Source organism: Citrobacter sp. Cu231 (genome assembly GCF_030332265.1).
In the GTDB taxonomy this organism is placed as follows: Bacteria; Pseudomonadota; Gammaproteobacteria; order Enterobacterales; family Enterobacteriaceae; genus Citrobacter; species Citrobacter meridianamericanus.
This window is the reverse complement of record NZ_JAOWIE010000027.1, coordinates 1-26,068: the sequence shown is the minus strand read 5'-3', so window position 1 is coordinate 26,068 and position 26,068 is coordinate 1. Positions and strand designations below refer to the sequence as shown.

The 26,068-nt window shown below is 51.4% G+C and carries 27 protein-coding genes and 1 pseudogene; 17 read left to right on the top strand and 11 right to left on the bottom strand.

All coding sequences use genetic code 11. The features are described from left to right. Position 1 precedes the first annotated feature (1 nt). Complete coding sequence (gene gsiD / locus OGY15_RS01975) at positions 2 to 913, top strand: glutathione ABC transporter permease GsiD (RefSeq protein WP_151219627.1); 912 nt, start codon at positions 2 to 4, stop codon at positions 911 to 913. Between the two features lie 91 nt (positions 914 to 1,004). Here gsiD and rimO read toward each other — a convergent pair whose 3' ends face one another. Continuing rightward, the gene (gene rimO / locus OGY15_RS01970) at positions 1,005 to 2,330 is read right to left on the bottom strand and encodes a 30S ribosomal protein S12 methylthiotransferase RimO (RefSeq protein ID WP_151219628.1); all 1,326 of its coding nucleotides are present in this window, start codon (positions 2,328 to 2,330) and stop codon (positions 1,005 to 1,007) included. Between the two features lie 229 nt (positions 2,331 to 2,559). Between rimO and bssR the strand changes: the two genes are divergently transcribed. Beyond that, positions 2,560 to 2,943, top strand: a complete 384-nt coding sequence (bssR, locus tag OGY15_RS01965) for a biofilm formation regulator BssR (RefSeq protein WP_151219629.1) — start codon at positions 2,560 to 2,562, stop codon at positions 2,941 to 2,943. Positions 2,944 to 3,045: 102 nt separating this feature from the next. Beyond that, complete coding sequence (locus OGY15_RS01960) at positions 3,046 to 4,143, top strand: PQQ-dependent sugar dehydrogenase (protein ID WP_286537906.1); 1,098 nt, start codon at positions 3,046 to 3,048, stop codon at positions 4,141 to 4,143. 5 nt (positions 4,144 to 4,148) lie between these two features. Here the strand turns inward: OGY15_RS01960 and OGY15_RS01955 are convergent, their stop codons facing one another. After that, positions 4,149 to 4,775: a glutathione S-transferase family protein gene (locus tag OGY15_RS01955; protein WP_187260203.1), complete on the bottom strand. Its 627-nt coding sequence runs from the start codon at positions 4,773 to 4,775 to the stop codon at positions 4,149 to 4,151. Positions 4,776 to 5,105: 330 nt separating this feature from the next. Between OGY15_RS01955 and dacC the strand changes: the two genes are divergently transcribed. Further along, positions 5,106 to 6,308, top strand: coding sequence for a serine-type D-Ala-D-Ala carboxypeptidase (dacC, locus tag OGY15_RS01950; RefSeq protein ID WP_151219632.1), 1,203 nt, complete (start codon positions 5,106 to 5,108; stop codon positions 6,306 to 6,308). Positions 6,309 to 6,353: 45 nt separating this feature from the next. Here dacC and deoR read toward each other — a convergent pair whose 3' ends face one another. After that, a complete protein-coding gene (deoR, locus tag OGY15_RS01945; protein ID WP_151225005.1) occupies positions 6,354 to 7,112 on the bottom strand; it encodes a DNA-binding transcriptional repressor DeoR in 759 nt (252 codons plus the stop codon). 64 nt (positions 7,113 to 7,176) lie between these two features. Further along, positions 7,177 to 7,785 carry an undecaprenyl-diphosphate phosphatase gene (ybjG, locus tag OGY15_RS01940; protein ID WP_187253026.1) on the bottom strand — a complete coding sequence of 203 codons (609 nt, stop codon included), beginning with the start codon at positions 7,783 to 7,785 and terminating at the stop codon, positions 7,177 to 7,179. A 298-nt stretch (positions 7,786 to 8,083) separates the two neighbouring features. Here ybjG and OGY15_RS01935 point away from each other — a divergent pair, with 298 nt between their 5' ends. Beyond that, positions 8,084 to 9,316 carry an MFS transporter gene (locus tag OGY15_RS01935; protein WP_286537901.1) on the top strand — a complete coding sequence of 411 codons (1,233 nt, stop codon included), beginning with the start codon at positions 8,084 to 8,086 and terminating at the stop codon, positions 9,314 to 9,316. 96 nt (positions 9,317 to 9,412) lie between these two features. Here OGY15_RS01935 and OGY15_RS01930 read toward each other — a convergent pair whose 3' ends face one another. Both OGY15_RS01930 and OGY15_RS01925 read right to left on the bottom strand, forming a co-directional pair. Beyond that, positions 9,413 to 10,228, bottom strand: coding sequence for a Cof-type HAD-IIB family hydrolase (locus tag OGY15_RS01930; protein ID WP_151225006.1), 816 nt, complete (start codon positions 10,226 to 10,228; stop codon positions 9,413 to 9,415). Next, on the bottom strand, positions 10,228 to 11,436 hold the full coding sequence (locus OGY15_RS01925; protein ID WP_151225008.1) for an MFS transporter: 1,209 nt from the start codon (positions 11,434 to 11,436) through the stop codon (positions 10,228 to 10,230). Before OGY15_RS01925 ends, OGY15_RS01930 begins: the two co-directional genes overlap by 1 nt. Positions 11,437 to 11,521: 85 nt before the next feature. On the opposite strand from OGY15_RS01925, the gene OGY15_RS01920 reads away from it, so the two are divergent. Next, on the top strand, positions 11,522 to 12,070 hold the full coding sequence (locus OGY15_RS01920; RefSeq protein ID WP_187252733.1) for a TetR/AcrR family transcriptional regulator: 549 nt from the start codon (positions 11,522 to 11,524) through the stop codon (positions 12,068 to 12,070). A 5-nt stretch (positions 12,071 to 12,075) separates the two neighbouring features. Here the strand turns inward: OGY15_RS01920 and OGY15_RS01915 are convergent, their stop codons facing one another. The 4 genes and pseudogenes from OGY15_RS01915 to OGY15_RS01900 form a co-directional block, all read right to left on the bottom strand. Beyond that, positions 12,076 to 12,333 (bottom strand): LysR substrate-binding domain-containing protein, encoded by a 258-nt coding sequence (locus OGY15_RS01915; protein WP_414078354.1) that lies wholly within the window; start codon positions 12,331 to 12,333, stop codon positions 12,076 to 12,078. Between the two features lie 65 nt (positions 12,334 to 12,398). Beyond that, a pseudogene (locus OGY15_RS01910) lies at positions 12,399 to 13,195 on the bottom strand (SDR family NAD(P)-dependent oxidoreductase). A 331-nt stretch (positions 13,196 to 13,526) separates the two neighbouring features. Then, positions 13,527 to 13,802: a hypothetical protein gene (locus OGY15_RS01905; RefSeq protein WP_187260381.1), complete on the bottom strand. Its 276-nt coding sequence runs from the start codon at positions 13,800 to 13,802 to the stop codon at positions 13,527 to 13,529. A 458-nt stretch (positions 13,803 to 14,260) separates the two neighbouring features. Then, positions 14,261 to 15,946, bottom strand: coding sequence for an aspartate:alanine antiporter (locus OGY15_RS01900; protein WP_187252731.1), 1,686 nt, complete (start codon positions 15,944 to 15,946; stop codon positions 14,261 to 14,263). Between the two features lie 270 nt (positions 15,947 to 16,216). Here OGY15_RS01900 and OGY15_RS01895 point away from each other — a divergent pair, with 270 nt between their 5' ends. Beyond that, positions 16,217 to 16,597 (top strand): inner membrane protein YbjM, encoded by a 381-nt coding sequence (locus OGY15_RS01895; protein ID WP_286537881.1) that lies wholly within the window; start codon positions 16,217 to 16,219, stop codon positions 16,595 to 16,597. Positions 16,598 to 16,631: 34 nt separating this feature from the next. Here the strand turns inward: OGY15_RS01895 and OGY15_RS01890 are convergent, their stop codons facing one another. Further along, the gene (locus tag OGY15_RS01890; RefSeq protein ID WP_016152408.1) at positions 16,632 to 16,895 is read right to left on the bottom strand and encodes a GrxA family glutaredoxin; all 264 of its coding nucleotides are present in this window, start codon (positions 16,893 to 16,895) and stop codon (positions 16,632 to 16,634) included. A gap of 172 nt (positions 16,896 to 17,067) precedes the next feature. On the opposite strand from OGY15_RS01890, the gene OGY15_RS01885 reads away from it, so the two are divergent. From OGY15_RS01885 to rlmC, 10 genes are all read left to right on the top strand, one after another. Continuing rightward, positions 17,068 to 17,358 (top strand): YbjC family protein, encoded by a 291-nt coding sequence (locus tag OGY15_RS01885; protein ID WP_151219646.1) that lies wholly within the window; start codon positions 17,068 to 17,070, stop codon positions 17,356 to 17,358. Then, positions 17,342 to 18,064, top strand: a complete 723-nt coding sequence (gene nfsA / locus OGY15_RS01880; RefSeq protein ID WP_151219647.1) for a nitroreductase NfsA — start codon at positions 17,342 to 17,344, stop codon at positions 18,062 to 18,064. The genes OGY15_RS01885 and nfsA overlap by 17 nt, the downstream gene beginning before the upstream one ends. Before the next feature lie 59 nt (positions 18,065 to 18,123). Next, positions 18,124 to 19,026, top strand: a complete 903-nt coding sequence (gene rimK, locus OGY15_RS01875; RefSeq protein ID WP_151219648.1) for a 30S ribosomal protein S6--L-glutamate ligase — start codon at positions 18,124 to 18,126, stop codon at positions 19,024 to 19,026. A 90-nt stretch (positions 19,027 to 19,116) separates the two neighbouring features. After that, positions 19,117 to 19,593, top strand: a complete 477-nt coding sequence (locus OGY15_RS01870; RefSeq protein WP_286537874.1) for a type III secretion system chaperone family protein — start codon at positions 19,117 to 19,119, stop codon at positions 19,591 to 19,593. A 433-nt stretch (positions 19,594 to 20,026) separates the two neighbouring features. Next, on the top strand, positions 20,027 to 21,139 hold the full coding sequence (gene potF / locus OGY15_RS01865; protein WP_210904878.1) for a spermidine/putrescine ABC transporter substrate-binding protein PotF: 1,113 nt from the start codon (positions 20,027 to 20,029) through the stop codon (positions 21,137 to 21,139). A gap of 138 nt (positions 21,140 to 21,277) precedes the next feature. Next, entirely contained in the window at positions 21,278 to 22,411 is a 1,134-nt protein-coding gene (gene potG / locus OGY15_RS01860; RefSeq protein ID WP_286538149.1) for a putrescine ABC transporter ATP-binding subunit PotG, read from the top strand. A gap of 9 nt (positions 22,412 to 22,420) precedes the next feature. Next, positions 22,421 to 23,374 carry a putrescine ABC transporter permease PotH gene (gene potH, locus OGY15_RS01855; protein WP_151219651.1) on the top strand — a complete coding sequence of 318 codons (954 nt, stop codon included), beginning with the start codon at positions 22,421 to 22,423 and terminating at the stop codon, positions 23,372 to 23,374. Continuing rightward, a complete protein-coding gene (potI, locus tag OGY15_RS01850) occupies positions 23,371 to 24,216 on the top strand; it encodes a putrescine ABC transporter permease PotI (protein ID WP_003831669.1) in 846 nt (281 codons plus the stop codon). Before potH ends, potI begins: the two co-directional genes overlap by 4 nt. Positions 24,217 to 24,275: 59 nt before the next feature. Then, positions 24,276 to 24,764 carry a YbjO family protein gene (locus OGY15_RS01845; protein ID WP_187252730.1) on the top strand — a complete coding sequence of 163 codons (489 nt, stop codon included), beginning with the start codon at positions 24,276 to 24,278 and terminating at the stop codon, positions 24,762 to 24,764. Between the two features lie 41 nt (positions 24,765 to 24,805). After that, positions 24,806 to 25,933 carry a 23S rRNA (uracil(747)-C(5))-methyltransferase RlmC gene (gene rlmC / locus OGY15_RS01840; protein ID WP_187260378.1) on the top strand — a complete coding sequence of 376 codons (1,128 nt, stop codon included), beginning with the start codon at positions 24,806 to 24,808 and terminating at the stop codon, positions 25,931 to 25,933. Positions 25,934 to 26,068 lie beyond the last annotated feature (135 nt).

The window sequence follows — 26,068 nt, the reverse complement described above, 5'->3', positions numbered from 1 at the left end:
GATGCGATTTTTTAACTGGCGCCGACAGGCGATTTTAAATGCAATGCCTCTTGTTAAGCCAGAGCAGATACGCACGCCGTGGCATGAGTTCTGGCGTCGTTTTCGCCGTCAGCGCATGGCGATGATTGCGGGTGTATTTGTCCTGGTCCTGATCGCGGTGGCGGTTTTTGCTCGCTGGTTGACGCCATTCGATGCCGAGAACTACTTCGATTATGACCGATTAAATGATGGCCCCTCAATGCTGCATTGGTTTGGCGTTGACTCGCTGGGGCGGGATATTTTTAGCCGCGTGCTGGTTGGCGCGCAAATCTCGCTGGCGGCGGGGGTCTTTGCCGTATTTATTGGCGCGGCGATTGGCACGGTGCTGGGTCTGCTGGCGGGATACTACGAGGGCTGGTGGGATCGGCTGATTATGCGTATCTGCGATGTGCTGTTCGCCTTTCCCGGCATTCTGCTGGCGATAGCCGTGGTCGCCGTGCTGGGCAGCGGCATTGCGAACGTGATTATTGCCGTGGCCATTTTCTCCATTCCTGCCTTCGCGCGCCTGGTGCGCGGAAATACGCTGGTGCTGAAGCAGCAGACGTTTATTGAATCTGCGCGCAGTATTGGTGCCAGCGATGCGACCATCATTTTTAACCATATCTTGCCGGGGACGGTTTCATCGATCGTGGTCTTTTTTACCATGCGAATCGGCACGTCGATTATTTCTGCCGCAAGCCTGTCATTTCTGGGATTGGGCGCACAGCCGCCGACCCCGGAGTGGGGGGCTATGCTCAATGAAGCACGGGCGGATATGGTGATCGCGCCGCACGTGGCGATTTTTCCGGCGGTGGCGATATTTCTGACGGTGCTGGCGTTTAATTTGTTGGGCGATGGCCTTCGCGACGCGCTGGACCCGAAGATAAAAGGATAAATTCAGGCCTGATAAGACGCGCTAGCGTCGTCATCAGGCGTTGCCGGATGCGGCGTAACGCCTTATCCGGCCTACGGTTGAGTTACGCTTATTAAACGCGTGAACCCCACAGATCGTATTCATCTGCGTTTTCGACTTTCACGCGAACGATATCGCCAGGCTTCACCCTTGTTTCGCCATTCAGGTATACCGCGCCGTCGATTTCCGGGGCATCAGCCATGCTGCGACCAATCGCGCCTTCTTCGTCAACTTCGTCCACGATGACCAGAATTTCGCGGCCCACTTTCTCCTGCAAACGCTCAGCAGAGATCTGCTGTTGCAACTGCATAAAGCGGTTCCAGCGTTCTTCTTTCACCTCTTCCGGGACTTGATCCGGCAGCTCATTGGCTCCTGCACCCTCTACCGGACTGTATTTAAAGCAGCCCACGCGGTCCAGACGCGCTTCCTTCAGGAAGTCGAGCAGCATCTGGAAGTCCTCTTCCGTTTCGCCCGGGAAGCCGACAATAAAGGTTGAACGCAACGTCAGCTCAGGACAGATTTCACGCCACTGTTTGATGCGCGCCAGCTGTCTGTCCACGGAGCCTGGGCGTTTCATCAGCTTGAGAATACGCGGGCTGGCATGCTGCAGCGGGATGTCCAGATACGGCAGGATTTTCCCTTGCGCCATCAGTGGGATCACATCATCAACGTGTGGGTACGGGTAAACATAATGCAGACGCGTCCAGATCCCCAGTTTTGATAACTGCTCGCAAAGATCAACCATGCTGGTTTTGACCGGCTCGCCGTTATGGAAACCGGTACGATGCTTCACATCCACACCGTAAGCGGAGGTATCCTGAGAAATCACTAAAATTTCTTTAACGCCCGCATCGACCAGACGTTTAGCTTCGCTGAGAACATCGCCAATCGGACGACTCACCAGATCGCCACGCATCGACGGAATAATGCAGAAGGTGCAGCGGTGGTTACAGCCTTCAGATATCTTCAGATAGGCATAATGGCGCGGTGTTAGCTTGACGCCCTGTTCAGGAACCAGGCTCAGGAACGGATTATGCTTTGGTTTGGGCACGTAATGGTGTACGTGCTCCAGAACCTGCTCGTAGCTATGCGGCCCGGTGATTTCCAGCACCTTCGGGTGGACTTCACGGATCTGATCGACTTTTGCGCCCAGACAGCCGGTGACGATCACCTTGCCGTTTTCGTTCAGCGCTTCGCCAATCGCTTCCAGAGACTCCTGGACTGCGCTGTCGATAAAGCCGCAGGTGTTAACGATGACCATATCCGCGTCGTCGTAGCTTGGCACGACATCATAGCCTTCGGTACGAAGTTCGGTCAGGATGCGCTCAGAATCGACAAGGTTTTTCGGGCAGCCGAGGGAGACAAAGCCGATTTTCGGCTGGTGGGTTACATTGCTCATAGCGTAAAAAGTGTTCAGTTATTGGAATATTCAGGGCAGGGATTCTACAGAGTTCTGAACAAAAATTGTATCGCAATCTCATTCCATCAGCGGCCTGCCCGGCCTGGAATTAAAGATTATTTGTAAATTATGTTAATTTTAAGTGATGGATTGATCCTGGACACGACTTTGTTCAAAAATTAACCATACTATTAAGTTGCACCATAGTTGGAAAGAGGAGGAACAAAGTATGGTTGTTGACAGACTGAGAACCGATCTTCTCAACAAATTGATAAATGCCCGTATCGAACTTGCCGCTTATCTGCTGTTGAGAAAAGCGAAAGGCTACATGTCAGTCAGCGAGAGCGATCGTCTGCGTGATAATTTTTTTGCACTGAATCGCGAATTGCACGAGCAATCACAGCTTCACGGTATGCATCTTGATCAGGAAGAGTGGAATGCCCTTCATCGTGCTGAAGGGGCGTTAGCCGCCGCTGCTGTTTGTCTGATGAGTGGACATCACGATTGTCCAACGTTTATCGCCGTTAACGCAGAGAAACTGGAAAACTGCCTGACAACGCTGACGCTGAGTATCCAGAGTTTAGAATCTTACCCAACGCTGGAACTCGTCTGAATCAGGGGGAGGGCGCTCCCCCTTTTCGTTAAGATTATGTAAATATGACGGGGTAATTCCCCTTGCTGGCTACGCTTTATGCAGAGCCATTAAGGAGGTGTTATGCGTCGACTCTTGCTCTGTGCTATTCCACTTGCGCTGTTTTCCTCTTATGCCGCCGCGGTAAAAGTGGAAGTGCTGCAAACCAAACTCGATCACCCGTGGTCGCTGGCTTTTTTACCCGATAATCGCGGTATGCTCATTACGCTTAAAGGCGGTCAGCTTCGACTCTGGCAGTCTGGGAAGGGGCTTTCCGACCCGCTGACTGGTGTCCCCAAAGTCTGGGCGAAGGGGCAGGGGGGACTGCTTGATGTGGCGTTGGCCCCGGATTTTACCCAATCCCGCCGGGTGTGGCTAAGCTTCGCGGAAGCCGATAGTGAAGGTAAAGCCGGCACGGCGGTAGGTTTCGCAAGACTGAGCGACGATCTCAAACATCTGCAAGGGTTTCAGACCGTTTTTCGCCAACAGCCAAAGCTCTCTACCGGAAACCATTTTGGTGGACGTATGGTGTTTGATGGCAACGGCTATCTGTTTATTGGCCTCGGTGAGAATAACCAACGTTCAACTGCTCAGGATTTGGATAAGCTGCAGGGCAAGGTCGTACGGCTGACCGATGAGGGCAAAATTCCACCGGATAATCCGTTTGTGAATATGGCGGGAGCGCGGGCAGAGATTTGGTCGTATGGCATCCGCAACCCGCAGGGGATGGCGATGAACCCGTGGAGTGATGTGTTGTGGCTCAATGAGCATGGTCCACGCGGAGGCGATGAAATCAATATCCCGGAGAAAGGGAAAAACTACGGCTGGCCGCTCGCGACCTGGGGCGTTAACTACAGTGGGCTTAAAATTCCTGAAGCAAAAGGCCAAATTGTTGCGGGTACGGAGCAACCTATCTTTTACTGGGAAAAGTCACCTGCGGTCAGCGGAATGGCTTTTTATAATAGCGATACTTTCCCGCAATGGCGGCAGAAGTTGTTCGTCGGTGCGTTGAAAGAGAAAGCGGTGATCGTACTGAGCGTTAAAGGGAATACCGTCGCCGAAGAGGAGCGTCTGTTGCAGGAAAGGGGGCAAAGGATCCGTGATGTGCGCGTCGGACCAGACGGTTATTTGTACGTGTTAACCGACGAGTCCGACGGGGAATTACTAAAAGTGAGTCCCTGATTGAGTTAGCTGACCGGGATCATCACGATTTTTTGAAACGCCGGGCGCTCGGTCAGTTGTTGATACCAGCGTTCCAGATGCGGGCGCGGGGTCCAGCTCAGGCCAACGTTGTACAGATTATAGATGAACGGCGCAACGGCGATATCGGCAGTGCCAAATTCAGCTCCGGAGAACCATGGCTGGTCCGCCAGCGCGTTGTCCAGTATGGCAAACAGGTTATCGCATACCTTCGTTCCGGCCTCAATGGCCGCCATGTCGCGTTTCTCCGCCGGCGTTCTGACCAGACCAAATAAGATAACCCGATGCGCAGGACTCAGCGTCTGGTTCGCCCAGTCCATCCATTTTTCACCGACGGCGCGCGTGGCCGGGGCGTCAATCCACAAACGATTTTGTCCATACTGAGCCGCCAGATAGCGAACAATGGTATTGGATTCCCACAATACAACATCCGTTTCATCATCGCGTAGCAGCGGGACCAGTCCGTTTGGGTTCAGAGCCAGATAGTCGGCATCGTGGTTACCGCCATGCTGTCCACCCGCCAGAATTTGGTTATACGGCAGTTCCAGTTCTTCGAGCGTCCACAATACTTTTTTTACGTTGGTCGAGTTATTGCGACCCCACAATGTAATCATAGTAACCCCGCAAATAAATTGAGCAGCTTTATGGCTGCAAATGTCGTCTGGCTCGCTCACATGGTGGGGTAAACCTAATATTTACGCAACAAAGTCTAAAAAAATCGTGCCAGAGGCAGCGCAGCGCGGCGATATTGCATAAACTTTAAAAACTTTACCAACTTACGGTTTCTTTAAGCTCGTTAGTGCGTTATTACTCACCGCACTTATTGTTACACGTCATCCATCAGTCCTTTTCTGCATGGGTTGGCCGAGGTCGCTTGGTCGGTTTTGTGTAAACACGGTGTGGTATGACGTGGTTTTTTTGGAATGGATACTCGGGTGGCATTTATGACGCAATACTTCTCTTCACTTCGCAGCCTGGCTGCAGGTTCTGCACTCTTAATCCTTTTGGCACCGACCGTACAGGCGGCGGAGCAACCAACGGCCCCACCGAGCGTGGATGCGCGAGCCTGGATCCTGATGGATTACGCCAGCGGTAAGGTGCTGGCGGAAGGTAATGCTGATGAGAAACTGGATCCTGCCAGTCTGACCAAAATCATGACCAGCTATGTAGTCGGTCAGGCGCTGAAGGCTGGGAAAATTAACCTCAACGATATGGTCACTGTGGGTAAAGACGCCTGGGCGACCGGTAATCCGGCGCTGCGCGGTTCTTCGGTCATGTTCCTTAAACCCGGCGATCAGGTTGCGGTGTCCGATCTAAACAAAGGCGTTATCATTCAGTCTGGTAACGATGCCTGTATCGCACTGGCTGATTATGTTGCCGGCAGTCAGGAATCGTTCATCGGTCTGATGAACGGCTACGCGAAAAAACTGGGGCTGACCAACACCACTTTCCAGACGGTGCATGGCCTGGATGCGGCAGGACAATTCAGTACCGCACGTGATATGGCGCTGCTCGGGAAGGCGTTAATCCACGATGTACCGGAAGAATATGCTATCCACAAAGAGAAAGAATTCACCTTTAATAAAATCCGCCAGCCGAACCGTAACCGTCTGTTGTGGAGCACCAACCTGAATGTGGACGGTATGAAAACGGGTACTACGGCCGGGGCGGGGTACAACCTGGTCGCTTCCGCGACTCAAGGCGATATGCGCCTGATCTCCGTGGTGTTGGGGGCGAAAACTGACCGCATCCGATTTAATGAGTCAGAAAAGCTGCTGACCTGGGGTTTCCGCTTCTTTGAAACCGTCACGCCGATTAAGCCGGATGCCACTTTCGTGACTCAGCGCGTCTGGTTTGGTGACAAGAGCGAAGTGAATTTGGGCGCAGGGGAAGGTGGTTCAGTGACCATCCCGCGTGGTCAGCTCAAAAACCTGAAGGCCAGCTTTACCCTGACCGAACCCCAGTTAACTGCGCCGCTGAAGAAAGGCCAGGTTGTGGGGACTATCGACTTCCAGTTGAACGGGAAATCCATCGAGCAGCGCCCGTTGATGGTGATGGAAGATGTGCAAGAGGGCGGTTTCTTTAGCCGTATGTGGGATTTTGTGATGATGAAATTCCACCAGTGGTTTGGCGGCTGGTTCTCTTAATCACACCGATTGCCGGATGACGCTATCGCCATCCGGCATTATCTTTTAATACATCAGCTTTATACGTTGCGCTTTAGCGTACTCAACAAAGTCATCATCAGGGCGGCTGTCGCTGATGATGGTATCGAAACGTTTTACCTCACCCATCCTCGCCGGACGCACCTTACCAAACTTACTGTGATCGACCACCAGAACGTGATGCTGCGCCATCGACATCGCCCAATGTTTCACCGGCAGCTCTTCCAGGTTAAAACAGGTCGCGCCTTTCTCAATGTGAACGCCCGCAGCGGAATAAAAAGCGATATCCGGACACAGGTTATTTAGCGTTTCCTGGAAATCAAGCGGTTTAAAAATGGCGTTGCTGGCATGGAATTCGCCACCACACAGAATGACGCGGCACTGCGGCTTTTCCTGCAGCACCAGAAATGTATTTAGCGAGTAGCAGATTGCGGTAAAAGGCAATTCATTGTCGATAGCTTCAATGATCCACGGCGTGGTGGTACCACAGTCGAAAAAGAGGGTCTGGTGCGCCTGCACGAGGCTTGCGGCCAACTGAGCGGCGCGGCGTTTTTCATCAACCAGCCGGGATTTTTGATCGCTGATTAAATAGTGATTTGCGCTGCGGGGTTCCAGAACAATATAGCCCCCGAGTAGTACGACGGGAGCGTCGTTATTATTCAGATCGCGACGAATGGTCATCTCAGATACGCCCAGCAGCGTCGCGGCTTCTTTTAGATGTAGTTTATCGCTGCGTTTCAGCGCCTGCAGTAATTGACCAATACGCTCGTCGCGTCGAGTTTCCATAGTTCCCCTGGAGAGTAGAATAAGTGCTCAGTGCCGCGCTTAATACTACTCTTTTTACCGTGGGTTAGTCACGCACCCAGCCTTTACGGATAGGTAACGCGAAACAGATGCGATAGCAATTCTGCAAACCGAGGTACAGGGTTTCGCCAAACCGTTGCCAGATCATCTGGGCGCTCAGGCAACCGATCAGTCCGGCAAGTAAGCCTCCCAGCATATCCAGCGGCCAGTGTACGCCAAGGTAAACTCGCGACCAGGCAATCGCCACGGCAACGACCATCAGCAGAGCGCCCGTCCACAGGCGATGCCAGAACAGGAAAGCCAGTGCAAAAGTAAAGATAACCGTACCATGATCGCTCGGGAAAGAGTCATCTGCCGCATGATGCAGGAAGTTGTAACCGATGTGGTTTACAAACGGGCGATCGTGAGGGAACAGATGTCCCATCAGCCAGGAAATAGTCAGGCCGACCGCCAGCGCAATCGCCATTTTTATGACCAACTGGCGCTGGAGGGTAACCTGGGCGCGAGGCCCCCAAAGCCAGAGCACAACGGCTAACAGCGGTACGATGTTAATCAGATCTTTGGCAATGAAAATGGCAAGCGATATCATCCATTGCGCAGAGTCCGGCGTGGCATTGATGAGATAAAAAAGTGAGTTGTTCAGATTTTCCAGCATAACGTCCAGACTCAGCGTAATGGTTAAAAAGACCCATGGGAGCGAGAGCATAAAATTGCTTTCACGGGATAAAAAGCGGTCTTGTCTTATTTGTCTGCTAAATGACTATTTTTGAGACAATTAATGAGACTTATTGAGCATGATAGCGACCACAACTTAAATTAACCTTAAAGCAAAATCTTCTTGAGCAAATGAATGTAAAAATGTGCGCTTTTTGCTTTCAAATCACATAATTCACTATCACCAGTACGGCGCATTTATTACACTTTGCGCGATTTTTCTATAGCTAAGAGACTGCATGCAGAACCGTTTATCTTCAGGCGCCCGTTTGGGGCGTCAGGCATTACTTTTCCCTCTCTGTCTGGTGCTTTACGAATTCTCTACTTATATCGGCAACGATATGATCCAGCCTGGAATGTTGGCGGTGGTGGAGCAATACAATGCAGGATTAGATTGGGTACCCACATCCATGACCGCCTATCTGGCTGGCGGCATGTTTTTACAGTGGCTGTTAGGACCGCTATCGGATCGTGTTGGGCGTCGTCCGGTGATGCTAACCGGCGTGTTCTGGTTCATTGTGACCTGCCTTGCGACCCTGCTTGCGCAGAATATTGAACAGTTTACTTTCCTGCGTTTTTTACAAGGGATAAGCCTGTGCTTCATTGGCGCAGTGGGCTACGCCGCCATACAGGAGTCGTTTGAAGAAGCGGTCTGCATAAAAATTACCGCGCTGATGGCAAACGTGGCGCTAATTGCACCGCTGCTGGGACCATTAGTTGGCGCAGCCTGGGTGCATGTTCTGCCGTGGGAAGGCATGTTTATCTTGTTTGCAGCTCTTGCGGCCATCTCCTTTTTTGGTTTGCAACGTGCGATGCCGGAAACAGCAACCCGGATGGGCGAAAAGCTGTCCATTAAAGAGCTGGGTAAAGATTATAAACTGGTGCTCAGAAACGTACGTTTTGTTGCAGGTGCGCTGGCACTGGGTTTTGTCAGTCTGCCGTTATTGGCCTGGATTGCGCAATCCCCAATTATTATCATTAGCGGTGAACACCTCAGCAGTTACGAATATGGTCTGTTGCAGGTGCCGATTTTTGGTGCGCTGATTGCCGGTAACCTGGTGCTGGCTCGTTTGACCTCGCGAAAAACGGTGCGTTCGCTGATTATTATGGGTGGCTGGCCAATCGCTGTCGGGCTGATTATTGCCGCTGCGGCCACGGTGGTGTCATCCCATGCATATCTTTGGATGACGGCGGGTTTGAGCATCTATGCATTTGGTATTGGCGTGGCGAATGCGGGGCTGGTCCGTCTGACGTTGTTTGCCAGTGAAATGAGTAAAGGAACAGTTTCTGCCGCCATGGGCATGCTGCAGATGCTGATTTTTACCGTCGGTATTGAACTAAGTAAACACGCTTATCTGTTGGGAGGCAACGGCTTGTTCAGCCTGTTCAATCTGGCAAGCGGCGTGCTATGGCTGATTCTGATGGTTATCTTCCTGAAAGATAAATGGGTAGGGGATTCCCGGGAAGGCTAAAGCCCGGTTGTCCGGGCCTGGCAGAAACTTAGTGGTGATCGTCAATCTGATGTTCGATGATCATGCCATCATTTTGTTGCCGTCTGTGCTGAGGTGTTAATGCGTAAATGGTGCTTCATTGTTTAACACGCGGTCGATAATATCCAGGACGCCCTCTTCGTTGTTCGATCCCGCGCGATATTTCGCCGCCTGGATAACCGGTTCATGGGCGTTCGCCATTGCAAAACTAAACCCTGCCTGGCGCAGCATCTCGATATCATTTCCGCCATCGCCAAACACGACAACCTCATCGTCGGTAATATTCCAGCGTTGTTGCAGCAGACGCAGACCGTTTGCTTTATGCACGCCGGGAATAATTAAATCGATGCTGCCGTAGCCGGTATGTACCGGAACCATAATATCGCCAATCGCCTCATGAAGATCTGCCTGCACCTGTGGAATGCGATCGTCGGAGATATTCAGGCCAAATTTGAAGAATACATCGTTGATGTTGTCGAAGTTATCGACAAATTCAAGACGATGATAGTACATGGCGGAAACAGCCTTATGTTCATCGCTGTACTGCTTCAGCGTATAAGCGCTGCTTTTACCGCAGGCGATAATATCAATGTCCGTACGTGTCAGCAGATGTTCCACGATGGCCTGAAAATCGTCTTTTGCCAGTTCGCCGTTAAAGACATCTTCCCCTTCACTGACCACCCAACCGCCGTTTTCGGCAACAAAGGAGATTTCACTGGCCAGCTCGGGGAAAAAGGAGATGAGCTGGTAATACTGGTTGCCGCTGGCGACCACAAAGCGGATGCCTTGTTCTTTCATCTGGCGGTATTGCGCCATAAACCGTTCACGATTATAGGTTTTTTGATCGCTTAAAAATGTGCCGTCCATGTCGACCGCAATTAACTTAATAGCCATTAGCTGTTCTCCATCACAGTGGTATTTTTGAGATCGGGTTTCGCCACCGCTTTTGCGACGATGGCGGCAACAAGCACCAGCGTCAGCACCACCAACATAGCGCTGCGCAGGCCGTAGTGTTCACCAAGGTATCCCAGCAGCGGCGGTCCAACCAGGAACGCCAGATAGCCGGTGGTTGCGACAACGCTGACGCGGGTTGGCGCATCAGGGCCAGTGTCGCTGGCAGCCGAAATGGTCAGTGGGAAGCCGAGCGACGCGCCGAGCCCCCACAGAATAACGGAAACTCCGGCCACCCATGTACTGTCGACAAAAATAATCAGGCTAATCCCGAGTGCGCCCATTAGCGCACTGGCGCGTACCACCGTGACGCGACTGTAACGGTCGATGAACCAGCCGCCGGTAAATCGGCCAACGGTCATGCCCAGCGTAAATCCGGCATAAATAAGCGAGCCTGATGTCGGGCTAAACCCGTGTCCGTCCACCATCAGCAGTGGAAGCCAGTCGTTGGCGGAACCTTCAGCAAATGCCATTGCGAGCACCACGACGCCAATCAGCAATAACTGGATATCGCGATAAAAAGGCAGCCCTTTTTCGCTGGAGTGAGAGCCGTCAGCGGCATTTTTACCCGTGCCGTCAGGAATCGCTTTGATGGCGATGAAGATAGGAGTGATAGCTACCAGCGCCGCCAGCAGAATATGCGCGGTTGCCGGGACGCTGAAGGCGGTAAGCATCATCCCGACTCCTGCGCCCGCCAGCGTTCCGAGGCTGTAAAAACCATGCATCATCGGCAGCACGGTTTTATTCATTTCGCGTTCAACCGCCGCACCTTCGACGTTGATAGCCACTTCTGCTGCGCCAAAGCTGGCGCCAAACACGGCCAGACCAAATGCGAAAAGCCATGCCGAATTCAGCCAGAGTGCCACGCTGAGGATAGTCATTCCGATAACTGCACACGACATGGTGGTGCGGATCACTTTCCGCGTGCCAAATCGTTTCACCAGCCAGGCCGAACAAAGAATGCCACTCATCGAACCAATAGAGAGTCCAAACAGCACCGCGCCCATTTCGGCGGTAGAGATGGAGAGAATATCTCTGATGGCAGGGGTACGCGTTGCCCAGGAGGCCATTAATAATCCTGGTAAAAAGAAGAACGTGAACAGCGCCCAGGTGCGACGTCTTAAGGCTTTGCGTGATGAGATGCCAGTCATGAATTCGAGCCAAAGAAAAGAGGAAAGAAGACAACATTAGCAAGGTTGTGTACATTTGTACACAAACGCAAGAAGAGGTAATGCAGTGCGACGTGCGAACGATCCGCAGCGGCGGGAAAAAATAGTTCAGGCCACCCTTAAAGCGGTAGTAATCCATGGTATTCATGGGGTTACACACCGTAAAATCGCTATGATTGCCGAGGTGCCTCTGGGCTCAATGACCTATTATTTTGCGGGAATAGATGAGCTGCTGATGGAGGCATTCAGCTGTTTTACGCATACTATGTCTCATCAGTATCAAGCTTTTTTTGCCGATGTCGTTGATGCGCAGGCGGCCTGCCATGCCATTACCGATATGATTTACAGTTCCCAGGTCACAACGCCCGATAATATGGAACTCATGTACCAACTGTACGCATTTGCCTGTCGTAAACCGGCACTGAAAACGGTGATGCAAAACTGGATGCTGCGCAGCCAACAAACGCTGGAGCAGTGGTTCGAACCGATTACCGCGCGGGCGCTGGATGCGTTTATCGAGGGGATGACGCTGCATTTTGTCACGGACAAAAAACCGCTGCAGCGAGAAGATATTCTGATGATGGTGGAGCGTATTGCCGAATTGCCGCAGAGATAAAATCCTCAAAATGGTTTGTCGAGGCGGGTAACGGCCTGACGTAAAAAATCAATGACTTTTACCGCCTCTGGCGTCAACGGTCGGGCGGCTTTTTTTACCGTCCCGATATCCATATAAGTAATAAAATCATCAATCGTGCTGTGCATGACGCGCAGACCATCCAGTGACCACGGGCGATACACCTGGTCGGATAAAATGGTTATCCCTCTGCCTTTTGCAACCAGGCTTCTTATTGCTTCAAAAGAGTTGCTGTGAAAACTGATATTGGGCGTATAGCCACGCTGCTGCCAGTAATCGATAGCAGCGCATGGCGTGAAAAGCGGGTAAATTAGCTTACGGTGGCGCCCCCGGTAATATTCACCACTGTGGCGGTCATGGCGCTGGCATGGTCTGAAGCGAGAAAGGTTGTAACCTCAGCGATTTGTGCAAGCGTAGGCAGGCGCGCGAGCATAGTACTTTGCGCCGCCCCCCTAACCATTGATCGACGGTTAACCCCATTGACTGTGCTTTAGCGGTGAAAATTTCTCCGGTATAGGAGCCTGCCGCTACAGCATCCACAATCGCATGCGAGCGCACGCCGACGACACGAATGTTTATTGGTCCTGTCTCGCTGGCGAGCGCCTTAATAAAAGCCTCAGTTCCTGCACAGCCGACGATATGGCCGAGATGCCCGGGCATCGCCATCGGGGCTGCGGGCGCAACGATGGTGAGAATAACGCCCGCTCGATTGCCGCCCATGTGCGGCGTTACGGCTTTTGCGATATTGAACTGCGCCGCAAGAAAAGGGGTGATACCGCTCATAAACTCAGAGAGGGATAATGCATCGATGCGCTTGCCCTGTTCGTCCATAAATCCCGTTGCGTTAACCACCACATCTATTCCACCGGTTTGCTGCGCAAGTTGAGTAATTTGTTTTGATGCGTCGTGTTCGTCGAGTACATCGGTGATAAAGGTATCGACGGTACCGCCTGCTGTTCGGATGCTGCTGGCGGCCCAATCCAGCTTTTCCTGACGGCGCGCGCCCAGATACACATGGGCGCCTTCGCGCGTCATCGCCTGCGCAACCGCATTACCAATCGCGCCGCTGCCACCGAAGATCACTGCGACTTTGCCTGAGAGTAACATAGCAACCCCATCACCATTTAGCACCGAGTAAAGTATGTGCCATAACGGGCATGCTGCAAATTTAGTCTCAGATAGCTGAACTTAGAATTTATACTACAGAATCCTGATATAACTATTTTAAATTAAAGTATCTCATGATGAATGAGATAACTAAGGCTAGAAAACCTACACCTGCCACTGGTCCTTTTTCAGTATTTAACAGGAAAGTTGTGGTGATTCTGAATATACCGCCTAAGCCCAGAGGGGTAATGATTTTTACAAATACACCTAAAGGATAATTAAAGCCGATACAAAAAATTGTTAAAGTTCCTGGATTTAAAAGTAAGAAAAATCAAGTGGATAGAATATGGTTTTTGATGCCAGTACGCATTAGGATTACGCCGATGACAACCATCGATAATGATAGCAGGATAGGTCTTATACCAACGATAATGTATTCAACAGTCTTCCCGATATCGTTATCAACATTACTCTGCACACCTGAAAAATACTCTCTTAACTTCCTGTTTAGAAGTTTTCTATGAGACTTAGGCATGAAGTAATCCCACCCCATAAAAATTGCTGCTGTGATCTGGCAAGCCAAAATAGTTTCGTTACTGAAAGTCATCAAACTGTCCTGAGTCACTTTTATATTTATGTACGAAAGACTATACAACGACATAAGAGGACACAACACCTAAAAAGAATCTATGTAGAGATCTTTAAAATTAGGCCCAAGCATCCAACTAAAGAAACAATGCAATACGCGCTGCAAAATTTGCGCGGGAATCGTTGCCTCGTGGCGCTCGCAGAGAGAGAAGTCGACAAATGTCAGCAAATATGGACCAACTGATCGTACAGATTGGGCTATGACTCCCCTGAGGCAGTACGGTAACAGTCATTCATTAGATGGGTTTGAATTTCAGGCAACAAAAAACCCATCAACCTTGAACCAAAACGGCGGGGTTGATGGGCTCCACAAATTGGGGACATCAAAGAAAAGCAGTGGCAATAGTTATGACTGACGCCTTGAAGAAAAGTTCTGCTTAACTGCAAAAATTTTTCGTTTAAGGGTAAATTTCAGCGCTAACCAAGGCCGGGCCAGACAATGACGATCAGCGTCCCCGCTAATGTCAGCAGCACGTTGGCGATTGCGTAGGTCCCGGCATAACCTAATGCGGGGATATTGCTGCGTGCCGTATCGCTGATGATTTCCATTGCCGGAGCGCAGGTTCGTGCCCCCATCATGGCGCCAAACAACAGAGCGCGGTTCATACGTAATACGTAAGCACCGAACAAGAAACAGATGACAACCGGCACCAGGCTGACAACCAGACCGGCAATCAACATTTGGCCACCGACGACACCAAGGCCATTGCCAATGCCGCTGCCCGCGCTTAAACCGACACCTGCCATAAAGACCATCAGGCCAAACTCTTTCACCATGTTCAGCGCACCCTGTGGGATGTAGCCAAACGTTGGGTGGTTGGCACGCAGGAAGCCCAGCATGATCCCCGCGAACAGCAGTCCAGCCGCATTCCCGATGCCGAAGCTGAAATTACTGAACTGGAAGGTGATCATCCCGATCATCAGACCGATGATAAAGAAAGCGCAGAAGGCCAGCAGATCGGTCACCTGACTGTGAATCGAAATGAAGCCGATACGATCGGCAATGGTTTTCACGCGGCGAGCATCTCCGCTGACCTGCAATACGTCACCTTTATTGAGCACGACGTTGTCATCAATCGGCATTTCAATCTGGCTACGGATCACGCGGTTGAGGAAACAACCGTGATCGGTCAATTTCAACTGGGCCAGGCGACGACCAACGGCATTATGGTTTTTCACCACAATTTCCTCAGTGACGATGCGCATATCGAGCAGATCGCGATCGAACACCTCTTTACCGTTACGGAAGCTGGGATCGAGGCGGGCATGCGCGTCCGGATAACCCACCAGGGCTATCTCATCGCCCATTTGCAGCACTGCATCACCATCCGGATTCGCCAGGATGCCGTTGCGACGGATACGTTCAATGTAACAACCGGTCTGACGATAAATACCCAGTTCGCGCAGATTTTTACCATCGGCCCATGCCACCAGCTCCGGGCCTACGCGATAGGCGCGAATGACCGGCAGATAAACCTTACGCGTGGCGTCGGTGTCCAGACCGCGTTCGCGTGCGATTTGTTGGGCGCTGGTTTGTAGATCCTGATGCTGAAGTTTTGGCAGGTAGCGGGCGCCGACAATCAGGCTGACCAGACCAATCAAATAGGTGAGCGCATAACCGAGACTTAGGTTGTCGAGAGCGGTCGACAGTTGTGTTCCTGTCATCCCCGAGTGGCGCAAGGTGTCACCTGCGCCGACCAGCACTGGCGTTGAGGTCATTGAGCCGGCCAGCATACCTGCCGTCAGGCCGATGTCCCAGCCAAATAGCTTACCCAGCCCCAGGGCGATCAGCATTGCGCTGCCGACCATCACCAGAGCAAGCATTAGATAATTTTTCCCATCGCGAAAAAAAATCGAAAAAAAGTTGGGGCCGGCTTCGACGCCGACACAAAAAATAAACAGCATAAAGCCGAGATTTAATGCATCGGTGTTAATACTAAAGTGCTGCTGGCCTAATAATAGGGACACCACTAAAACGCCAATGGAATTACCGAGTTGGACTGAACCCAGGCGCAATTTACCCAGACATAAGCCCAGAGCCAGGACCACAAATAATAACAGGATGTAATTCCCATTTAACAAATCTGCGACGTTTATATTCACGGAGGCTAACTTCTTGTTTACTAGTAAGCTATTGAAAGAAATGGCAATTTACGCTAATGTTTTTGCCAGAAATTAAGGGGGCGACAGCGTCATACACAGCCCCGAATAATGCAGCGTAACAATATATGCGGCTAGTTTAATCTCATTACGTATCAACGGCTATAAGAATCGTGTGAGTGTGTTTTTGGCATGGAATGCCAGGTTACTTTATCTGACTGGACGCCTGTAGGCGAAAAGAGTGTTCGATAGAGAATGTGTCAGGAGGAACGATTGAAACATAAGCGAAGTTGGGCGGGTGCGGTCTGTTGCTTTGTGCTCTTTATTGTAGTGTGTCTTTCGTTAACGCTGAACGTGAAAGGGGCATTCAGAGCGGCAGGGCATCCTGAGGTCGGATTATTATTTTTCATCCTGCCTGGTGCTGCAGCAAGCTTTTTCTCCCATCGTCGGGAGGTGCTCAAACCCCTTCTTGGTGCAATGTTGGCGGCGCCGTGCTGTCTGTTACTGATGCGGTTCGTTTTTATGCCGACGCGTTCATTGTGGCAAGAGCTGGCGTGGTTGTTTAGTGCAGTGTTTTGGTGCGCGCTTGGCGCATTATGTTTTTTGTTTATCAGCAGCTTGTTCACTCAGCATCAACGACGGAAAAAGAACTGATAACGCCCTCCAGCGGAGGGCGTAGAAACAGCTATCAGGCGAACAGATTCATGTTCTCTTTTGCCCACGCTTCAAAATCCGTGCAGCCGCCGATGTGTTTTTGATCAACAAAAATCTGCGGTACGGTTTCAACTGGCTTACCTACCGTCTTTTCCAGATCGGCCTTCGTAATACCTTCGGCATGGATATCAATGTAGCGGAAGTTAAAATCGTCATGCTCATTGCTTAATTTTTCTGCTAATTCTTTTGCGCGCACGCAATATGGGCACCCCGGACGACCAAAAATAACGGCAAACATCTCTCTCTCCTCGAACTTATCAGGCCGGATGGCAATACTTGTTATGATGCCGCGATTTGTGACGGATGGAAAGCAGGTTCAGCCTGTTGCTTTGATATCCTCAAGCTATAACTGTTAAACACGACAAGGTGGAACGTTTTATAATGAAAGCCATTTCGCCGGGAGGCCGCTTATGCGCACAATTGGTGTATTACCCAAAAGCGTATTGATGCTGGAAATAATAGGGATGGTTTTGTTATCGCTGGCGCTGCTATCGCTTAACGATTACCTCTCCTTACCCGCACCGCTTAACAGCCCGTTAGCCTGTGTGGTAATGATATTTCTGGGCGTGCTGCTGATGCTTCCCGCCGCGGTGGGATTAACGTGGCGTATTGCTAAGATGCTGGCGCCGCAGCTGATGTCACAAGCCCCCGGCGATTCTTCCCGTTCAGACAGAGATAAAAGAGATGACGCCAACCATTGATTTATTACGCAGCCACCGTTCCATTCGCCATTTCACCGATGATGCTATTTCGGATGCACAGCGAGAGGCGATCATTGCCGCCGCTCAGGGGACGTCAAGCTCGAGTTTTTTGCAGTGCACGACCATCGTTCGCATCACGGACAAAGCCCTGCGCGAATCACTGGCTACCTTATCCGGCGGACAAAAACATGTGGCGCGGGCTGCGGAGTTCTGGGTGTTTTGCGCTGATTTTAATCGGCATCTGCAGATTTGTCCTGACGCGCAACTTGGGCTGGCGGAACAACTGCTGCTGGGTGTGGTTGATACTGCGATGATGGCGCAAAATGCGTTAACAGCGGCAGAATCGTTGGGACTTGGCGGTGTGTTTATTGGCGGTTTGCGTAACAATATTGAACCGGTTACCGAACTGCTGAAGCTTCCGCAACACGTTCTGCCGTTGTTTGGCTTGTGCCTGGGCTGGCCTGCGGATAACCCGGATATCAAGCCGCGTCTGCCGGCGTCGCTGGTGGTGCACGAAAACCAGTATCAGCCACTCAACAGCGAGGTTTTGTCGCAATATGATGAGCAGCTTGCGCAGTATTATCTGACTCGTGCTAGCAATGCGCGTCGCGATACCTGGAGCGATCATATTCGCCGTACCATTATCAAAGAAAGTCGCCCCTTTATCCTGGAATATTTGCATAAACAGGGATGGGCCACGCGCTAAAGATTTTAACCCAGTGTATGATATGCCAGCTTCAACCAGGTCATTCAGAGAGGTACAGGGTGAAAATTGCCATTTTGTCCCGGGACGGAACGCTCTATTCTTGTAAGCGCCTGCGCGAAGCGGCGATGCAGCGCGGTCACCTGGTAGAAATTATCGATCCCCTTTCTTGCTATATGAACATTAGCCCGGCGGCGTCCTCAATTCATTACAAGGGCCGTCAGCTTCCCCATTTCGACGCGGTGATCCCAAGGATTGGTTCGGCGATTACCTTTTATGGTACGGCGGCGTTGCGCCAGTTTGAGATGTTAGGTAGCTATCCGCTGAATGAGTCGGTAGCGATTACGCGGGCGCGCGATAAGCTGCGTTCGCTGCAGTTGCTGGCGCGTCAGGGGATTGATTTGCCCATCACCGGAATAGCTCACTCTCCGGATGATACCAGCGACATGATTGACATGGTTGGTGGTGCGCCGCTGGTGGTGAAACTCGTTGAAGGCACGCAGGGGATTGGCGTGGTCCTGGCGGAAACTCGGCAGGCCGCAGAAAGCGTAGTGGATGCTTTTCGTGGGTTGAATGCCCATATCCTGGTTCAGGAATATATCAAAGAAGCGAAAGGACGAGATATTCGCTGTTTTGTGGTGGGTGACGAGGTGGTGGCCGCCATTGAACGCCGGGCGAAAGAGGGCGATTTTCGGTCTAATCTCCATCGTGGCGGGGTCGCCACGATTGCGAATATCACGCCTCGTGAAAGAGAAATTGCGCTCAAAGCCGCGCAGACTATGGGTCTGGACGTTGCAGGCGTTGATATTCTGCGCGCTGAACGTGGGCCGCTGGTCATGGAAGTCAACGCGTCTCCTGGACTGGAAGGGGTGGAGAAAACTACCGGAATAGACATTGCCTGCAAGATGATCCAGTGGATCGAGCGTCACGCTACTCCTGAATTTTGCCTTAAAATCGGCGGCTAAGCACAATATCGATTGCTGTCGTAGTATGACACGCGCTTTTTGCGTAAGCTGTGCCGGTATTTTTTTCATCAATTGAGGTCGCACATTATTATGACATCACTGGTCGTTCCCACTCTGGATACGTTGCGTCAATGGCTCGACGACCTGGGCATGAGTTTTTTTGAATGCGATACCTGTCAGGCACTGCATTTACCGCACATGCAGAATTTTGACGGCATCTTTGATGCAAAAGTTGATTTGGTTGATAACGTCATTCTGTTTTCCGCGATGGCAGAAGTCAGACCTTCTGCTCTGCTGCCCCTGGCCGCCGATCTGTCCGCGATTAACGCCAGTTCACTAACGGTGAAAGCCTTTCTGGATATGCAGGATGATAATCTGCCAAAGCTGGTGGTTTGCCAGTCTTTATCCGTTATGCCGGGCGTGACGTTTGAGCAGTTTGAATATTTTATTCACCAGAGCGAAGAACAAATATCGATGGTGATCCTCGAAGCTGGCGCGCATCAACTGTTATTTAACGCTGAAGAAGATGGGCAAAACAGCAGCGCTGAAGTTCATTTCCTCCATTAATTCTTCCTGCATCAGGACATATATTGCGCAGCCGCTGCCAGAGCGGTTGCGTATTGCCATTTTTTATTCTGTATTTAACCTTTCGTTAAAGAATTATTCACCTGTGTTCGACGCCTTCCGCTTTACGTCATAGACAATTCCTGCATAAAAAATTGATAAAAGACGTTTTTTAATCTGGGCTATATCCACAAATCCTGGCTAAAGTTATTCTTGCAAAGCGTATCAACCCCCTCATTCAAACAGCCCCTTGTGACCTGACCTACGGGCGCAATGCATGTTGAATGCATGGGCAGATACCAGCGCGCAATGGCGGCGTGAGGAGAGGCCTCTCTTTTCATAGGTGCCGCATGAAAGAATATGCACGTTTCTTGCATATCATTAGAGTGTGACATTTTTGTTCGTTTGTTAACGAACTTTCAGAAGGAAAGAGATTATGACCGCCTTAAATAAAAAATGGTTATCAGGCCTGGTTGCGGGTGCTCTGATGGCCATCTCTGCCGGCACGCTCGCTGCTGAACAAAAAACGCTGCATATTTATAACTGGTCTGATTATATTGCCCCGGATACGGTGGCTAATTTCGAAAAAGAGACCGGAATTAAAGTTATCTATGACGTATTTGATTCTAATGAAGTACTGGAAGGTAAGCTCATGGCTGGCAGCACCGGCTTTGATCTTGTCGTTCCATCCGCCAGTTTCCTTGAGCGTCAACTGACCGCAGGCGTCTTCCAGCCGCTGGATAAGAGCAAATTGCCGGGCTGGAAAAACCTCGATCCAGAACTGCTGAAGCTGGTGGGCAAACACGATCCGGACAACAAGTTCGCGATGCCGTATATGTGGGCAACCACCGGCATTGGTTATAACGTCGATAAAGTCAAAGAGGTGCTGGGGCCGGATGCGCCGGTCAATAGCTGGGATTTGATCCTCAAACCAGAAAACCTGGAAAAACTCAAAAGCTGCGGTGTCTCCTTTCTCGATGCCCCCGAGGAAGTGTTTGCCACCGTGCTGAATTATTTGGGCAAAGATCCAAACAGTACTAAAGCGGATGATTACACCGGACCAGCAACAGAGCTGCTGTTGAAACTGCGTCCGAATATTCGCTACTTCCACTCTTCACAGTACATTAACGACCTGGCAAACGGTGATACCTGTGTGGCGATTGGTTGGGCGGGTGACGTATGGCAGGCGGCAAACCGTGCGAAAGAAGCGAAAAATGGCGTCAATATTTCTTTCTCAATTCCGAAGGAAGGTGCGATGGCCTTCTTTGACGTGTTCGCGATGCCAGCCGATGCGAAAAACAAAGACGAAGCCTATCAGTTCCTCAACTACCTGTTGCGTCCTGATGTGATTGCGCATATTTCCGACCACGTGTTCTATGCCAATGCCAACAAAGAAGCGACAGCACTGGTTAGCCAGGAAGTTCGCGACAATCCTGGTATTTACCCGCCTGCGGATGTCCGCGACAAGCTGTTCACGTTGAAAGTTCAGGATCCGAAGATCGATCGTGTCCGTACTCGCGCCTGGACGAAGGTAAAAAGCGGGAAATAACCCGATGTACGGGACGTGACCTGGCAGGATTTACGCCTGCCGGGCAGTGCCGATCCCGGACACACAAAACCCGGCAATACGCACCACCGTGGTGCGTTATTTGCACCGTTTATTTGTTTTATGCCGGAGAGCACCAGAGTGAATGATGCAACCCCACGCCCACAGGCGAAAATCCGCAAGGCGCTGACCCCGCTGCTCGAAATTCGCAACCTGACCAAGTCATTTGACGGTCAGCATGCCGTCGATGACGTCAATCTTACTATCTATAAAGGTGAAATATTTGCGCTGCTCGGTGCGTCCGGCTGTGGTAAATCGACCCTGCTGCGGATGCTGGCGGGATTTGAGCTGCCGACAACCGGGCAAATTATGCTTGATGGCGTCGATTTAGCGCATGTCCCGCCTTATCTGCGCCCGATTAATATGATGTTTCAGTCTTATGCCTTGTTTCCGCACATGACGGTAGAACAGAACATTGCCTTTGGCCTCAAGCAGGACAAACTGCCAAAGGCTGAAATCGCCAGTCGGGTGAATGAGATGTTGGGCCTGGTGCATATGCAAGAGTTTGCCAAACGTAAGCCGCATCAGCTTTCTGGCGGTCAACGCCAGCGTGTGGCGTTGGCGCGTAGCCTGGCGAAACGCCCGAAACTGCTGCTGTTGGATGAACCGATGGGAGCGCTGGATAAAAAGCTCCGTGACCGCATGCAACTGGAAGTGGTGGATATCCTTGAGCGCGTCGGCGTGACCTGCGTGATGGTGACGCACGATCAGGAAGAAGCCATGACCATGGCAGGGCGCATTGCGATCATGAACCGTGGAAAATTTGTGCAGATCGGCGAGCCGGAAGAGATCTACGAGCACCCGACCACGCGTTACAGCGCAGAATTTATCGGTTCGGTGAACGTCTTTGAGGGGTTGCTGAAAGAACGTCAGGAAGATGGTTTGATTATTGAGTCTCTAGGCCTGATGCATCCGCTGAAAGTGGACGCCGATGCTTCTGTTGTCGATAACGTTCCGGTGTATGTTGCGCTGCGTCCGGAAAAAATCATGCTCTGCGAAGCCACTCCGCCAGAAGGATACAACTTCGCGGTAGGTGAAGTGGCGCACATTGCCTATCTGGGCGATTTGTCGGTGTACCACGTGCGTTTGAAAAGCGGCCAGATGCTGAGCGCCCAGCTACAAAATGAACATCGTTATCGTAAAGGCTTACCCACCTGGGGTGACGAAGTCCGTTTATGTTGGGATGCGGACAGCTGTGTGGTGTTGACGGTTTAAGGAGCGAAGATGAGTACACTTGAACCTCCGGCTCGCGTGGATAAAGCGGGGCGATTCACGCTGTTTATGTCGCGGCTGCAAATGAAGCACGGGCGCAAGCTGGTGATCGCGCTGCCGTATGTGTGGCTATTGCTGCTGTTTCTGCTGCCGTTTTTGATCGTCTTCAAAATCAGTTTGGCTGAAATGGCACGTGCTATTCCGCCGTATACCGACCTCGTTTCATGGGCTGACGATCAGCTATCCATCACGCTCAACTTAGGTAATTTCCTGCAACTGACGGACGATCCGCTCTATTTTGATGCGTACCTGCAATCTTTGCAGGTGGCGGGGATTTCGACGCTATTTTGCCTGCTACTGGGATATCCGCTGGCATGGGCGGTGGCGCACAGCAAACCCTCAACGCGTAATATCCTGTTGCTGCTGGTGATCCTACCGTCCTGGACCTCGTTTTTGATTCGCGTGTACGCCTGGATGGGGATCCTGAAAAATAACGGCGTACTGAACAACTTCCTGCTGTGGCTGGGGGTTATCGATCAACCATTGACGATTCTGCACACCAATCTGGCGGTCTATATCGGAATTGTTTACGCCTATTTGCCTTTTATGGTGCTGCCGATTTATACCGCGTTGACGCGGATCGATTATTCGCTGGTGGAAGCGGCGCTGGATTTAGGTGCCCGGCCGTTGAAAACCTTCTTTAGCGTGATCGTGCCGTTGACTAAGGGCGGGATTATTGCCGGATCAATGCTGGTGTTTATTCCGGCTGTTGGGGAGTTCGTGATCCCTGAACTGTTGGGTGGCCCGGACAGCATCATGATTGGTCGTGTACTTTGGCAGGAGTTTTTCAATAACCGCGACTGGCCGGTGGCTTCTGCTGTCGCCATTATTATGCTGCTGTTACTGATTGTGCCGATCATGTGGTTCCACAAATATCAGCAAAAAAGCGTAGGGGAACACGGATGAATAACTTACCTGTCGTTCGCTCACCGTGGCGTATCTTTATTCTGGTGCTGGGTTTTACCTTTCTGTACGCGCCGATGTTGATGTTGGTTATCTATTCGTTTAACAGCTCCAAGCTGGTGACGGTGTGGGCGGGATGGTCAACGCGTTGGTATGGTGAACTTTTCCACGATAGCGCGATGATAAGCGCCGTCGGGATGAGCTTAACGATTGCTGCTGGTGCTGCGACGATGGCAGCAATCCTCGGCACCATAGCTGCCGTAGTGATGGTGCGCTTTGGTCGTTTTCGCGGTTCCAATGGCTTCGCCTTTATGATCACCGCGCCGCTGGTTATGCCGGATGTCATTACCGGTTTGTCGCTGTTGCTGCTGTTTGTGGCTTTGGCGCACGCCATCGGCTGGCCAGCGGATCGCGGTATGTTGACCATCTGGTTGGCGCACGTCACTTTCTGTACAGCGTACGTGGCGGTCGTTATCTCTTCACGTTTGCGCGAACTGGATCATTCCATTGAGGAAGCGGCGATGGATCTTGGCGCCACGCCGCTGAAGGTCTTTTTCGTCATCACGCTACCGATGATTATGCCAGCAGTGATCTCCGGGTGGTTACTGGCCTTTACGCTGTCGCTCGATGACCTGGTTATTGCCAGCTTTGTCTCTGGTCCCGGTGCTACAACATTACCCATGCTGGTGTTTTCCAGCGTACGTATGGGGGTTAATCCGGAGATCAACGCACTGGCGACGCTGATACTTGGCGTGGTAGGAATTATCGGATTTATCGCGTGGTATCTGATGGCGCGAACAGAAAAACAACGGATTCGCGATATCCAACGTGCAAGACGTGGCTGAAAAAACTAAAATCTGCCAACCTGTCTATTCGGCGCAGCTGTGGTGGCTGCGCCGTTTTCATGGAAGACGACGCGTTGGGATTTTTTAAGAAATCATCCATATCACATGCCCGCTTAAACGTCCCTGCTTTGGTGCAGGTGGCGGCGCTGGCTATTATTATGATCCGCTGTCTCGATCTGTTGATGATTTTTAATACGCTCGGGTTGCGTGGAACCAGTGAGTTTATTCATCGTAGCGTACAGACCTGGAATTTAACGCTGGTGTTTCTGGCTAGCCTGGTGATGCTGTTTATCGAAATTTACTGCGCATTTTCGTTGGTAAAAGGTCGGAACTGGGCACGCTGGATTTATCTGCTGACCCAGATTATCGCCAGTGTCTATCTGTGGGCAGCCTCGTTGGGCTACGGATATCCGGAACTGTTCAGTATTGCGGGAGAGTCTAAACGTGAAATCCTGCATACCCTGGTGATGCAAAAACTGCCCGATATGTTGGTGTTGCTGCTGCTTTTTGTTCCTGCATCCAGCAGGCGGTTCTTCCGCTTGCAATAACGTGTATAATTTTGGCCCCCGGTTAATTTGTAGGTTTTTGTATGCAGTGCGCACTTTATGACGCCGAACGCTGTCGCTCCTGTCAGTGGATAACACAGCCAGTCGCCGATCAACTCTTCGCCAAAACAGCCGATCTGCAAAATCTGCTGGCCGATAATCCGGTCGGTGAATGGTGCGCGCCAGTCAGCGGCCCGGAAAGCGCTTTTCGTAATAAAGCAAAAATGGTGGTTAGCGGCAGCGTAGAGAAACCGCTGTTGGGAATGCTGCATCGTGACGGTATACCTGAGGATTTGTGCGACTGTCCGCTTTATCCTGAGTCTTTTGCGCCCGTGTTTGCCACACTCAAACCGTTTATCGCCCGTGCGGGATTAACGCCCTATAACGTGGCGCGAAAACGCGGGGAGCTGAAGTATCTGCTGTTAACAGAAAGCCGGTTCGATGGCGGCATGATGCTGCGTTTTGTCCTGCGTTCCGACGCGAAACTGGCACAACTGCGCGCGGCGCTACCATGGCTGCAGGCACAGCTTCCGCAGTTAAAAGTGATCACTGCCAATATACAGCCTGTGCATATGGCAATTATGGAAGGGGAGAGTGAAATCTACCTGACGGAACAACAGGCGCTGGCGGAGCGTTTTAACGATGTACCGTTGTGGATTCGCCCGCAGAGCTTCTTCCAGACCAACCCGGTAGTGGCGGGGCAGCTATATGCCACGGCACGCGACTGGGTACGCCAGCTTCCGGTTAATCACATGTGGGATCTGTTTTGCGGTGTTGGGGGCTTTGGTCTGCACTGCGCCACGCCGCAGATGAAACTGACGGGGATTGAAATCGCGCCAGAGGCGATTGCCTGTGCGAAACAGTCTGCGCAGGAGCTTGGGTTACAAAATCTGCATTTTCAGGCCCTGGATTCGACTCAGTTTGCCACCGCCCAGGGCGAAGTACCGGACCTGGTGCTGGTGAATCCGCCGCGTCGGGGAATTGGCAAACCGCTGTGTGATTTTCTTTCTCACATGGCACCGCGTTTTATCATTTATTCCAGCTGTAATGCGCAAACCATGGCGAAGGATATTCGTGAGTTACCAGGGTATCGCATTGAGCGCGTCCAGCTTTTCGATATGTTCCCACACACCGCGCATTATGAGGTTTTAACGCTGCTCAGCCGACAATAACGACCATGCCTGATGGCGCTTCGCTTAACAGGCCTACGCGCCTGCATCAGGCAAATGCATTATGCGAAAAAAAAAGCCCGTACTTGCGTACGAGCTCTTCTTTAAATATGGCGGTGAGGCGGGGATTGACTCGCT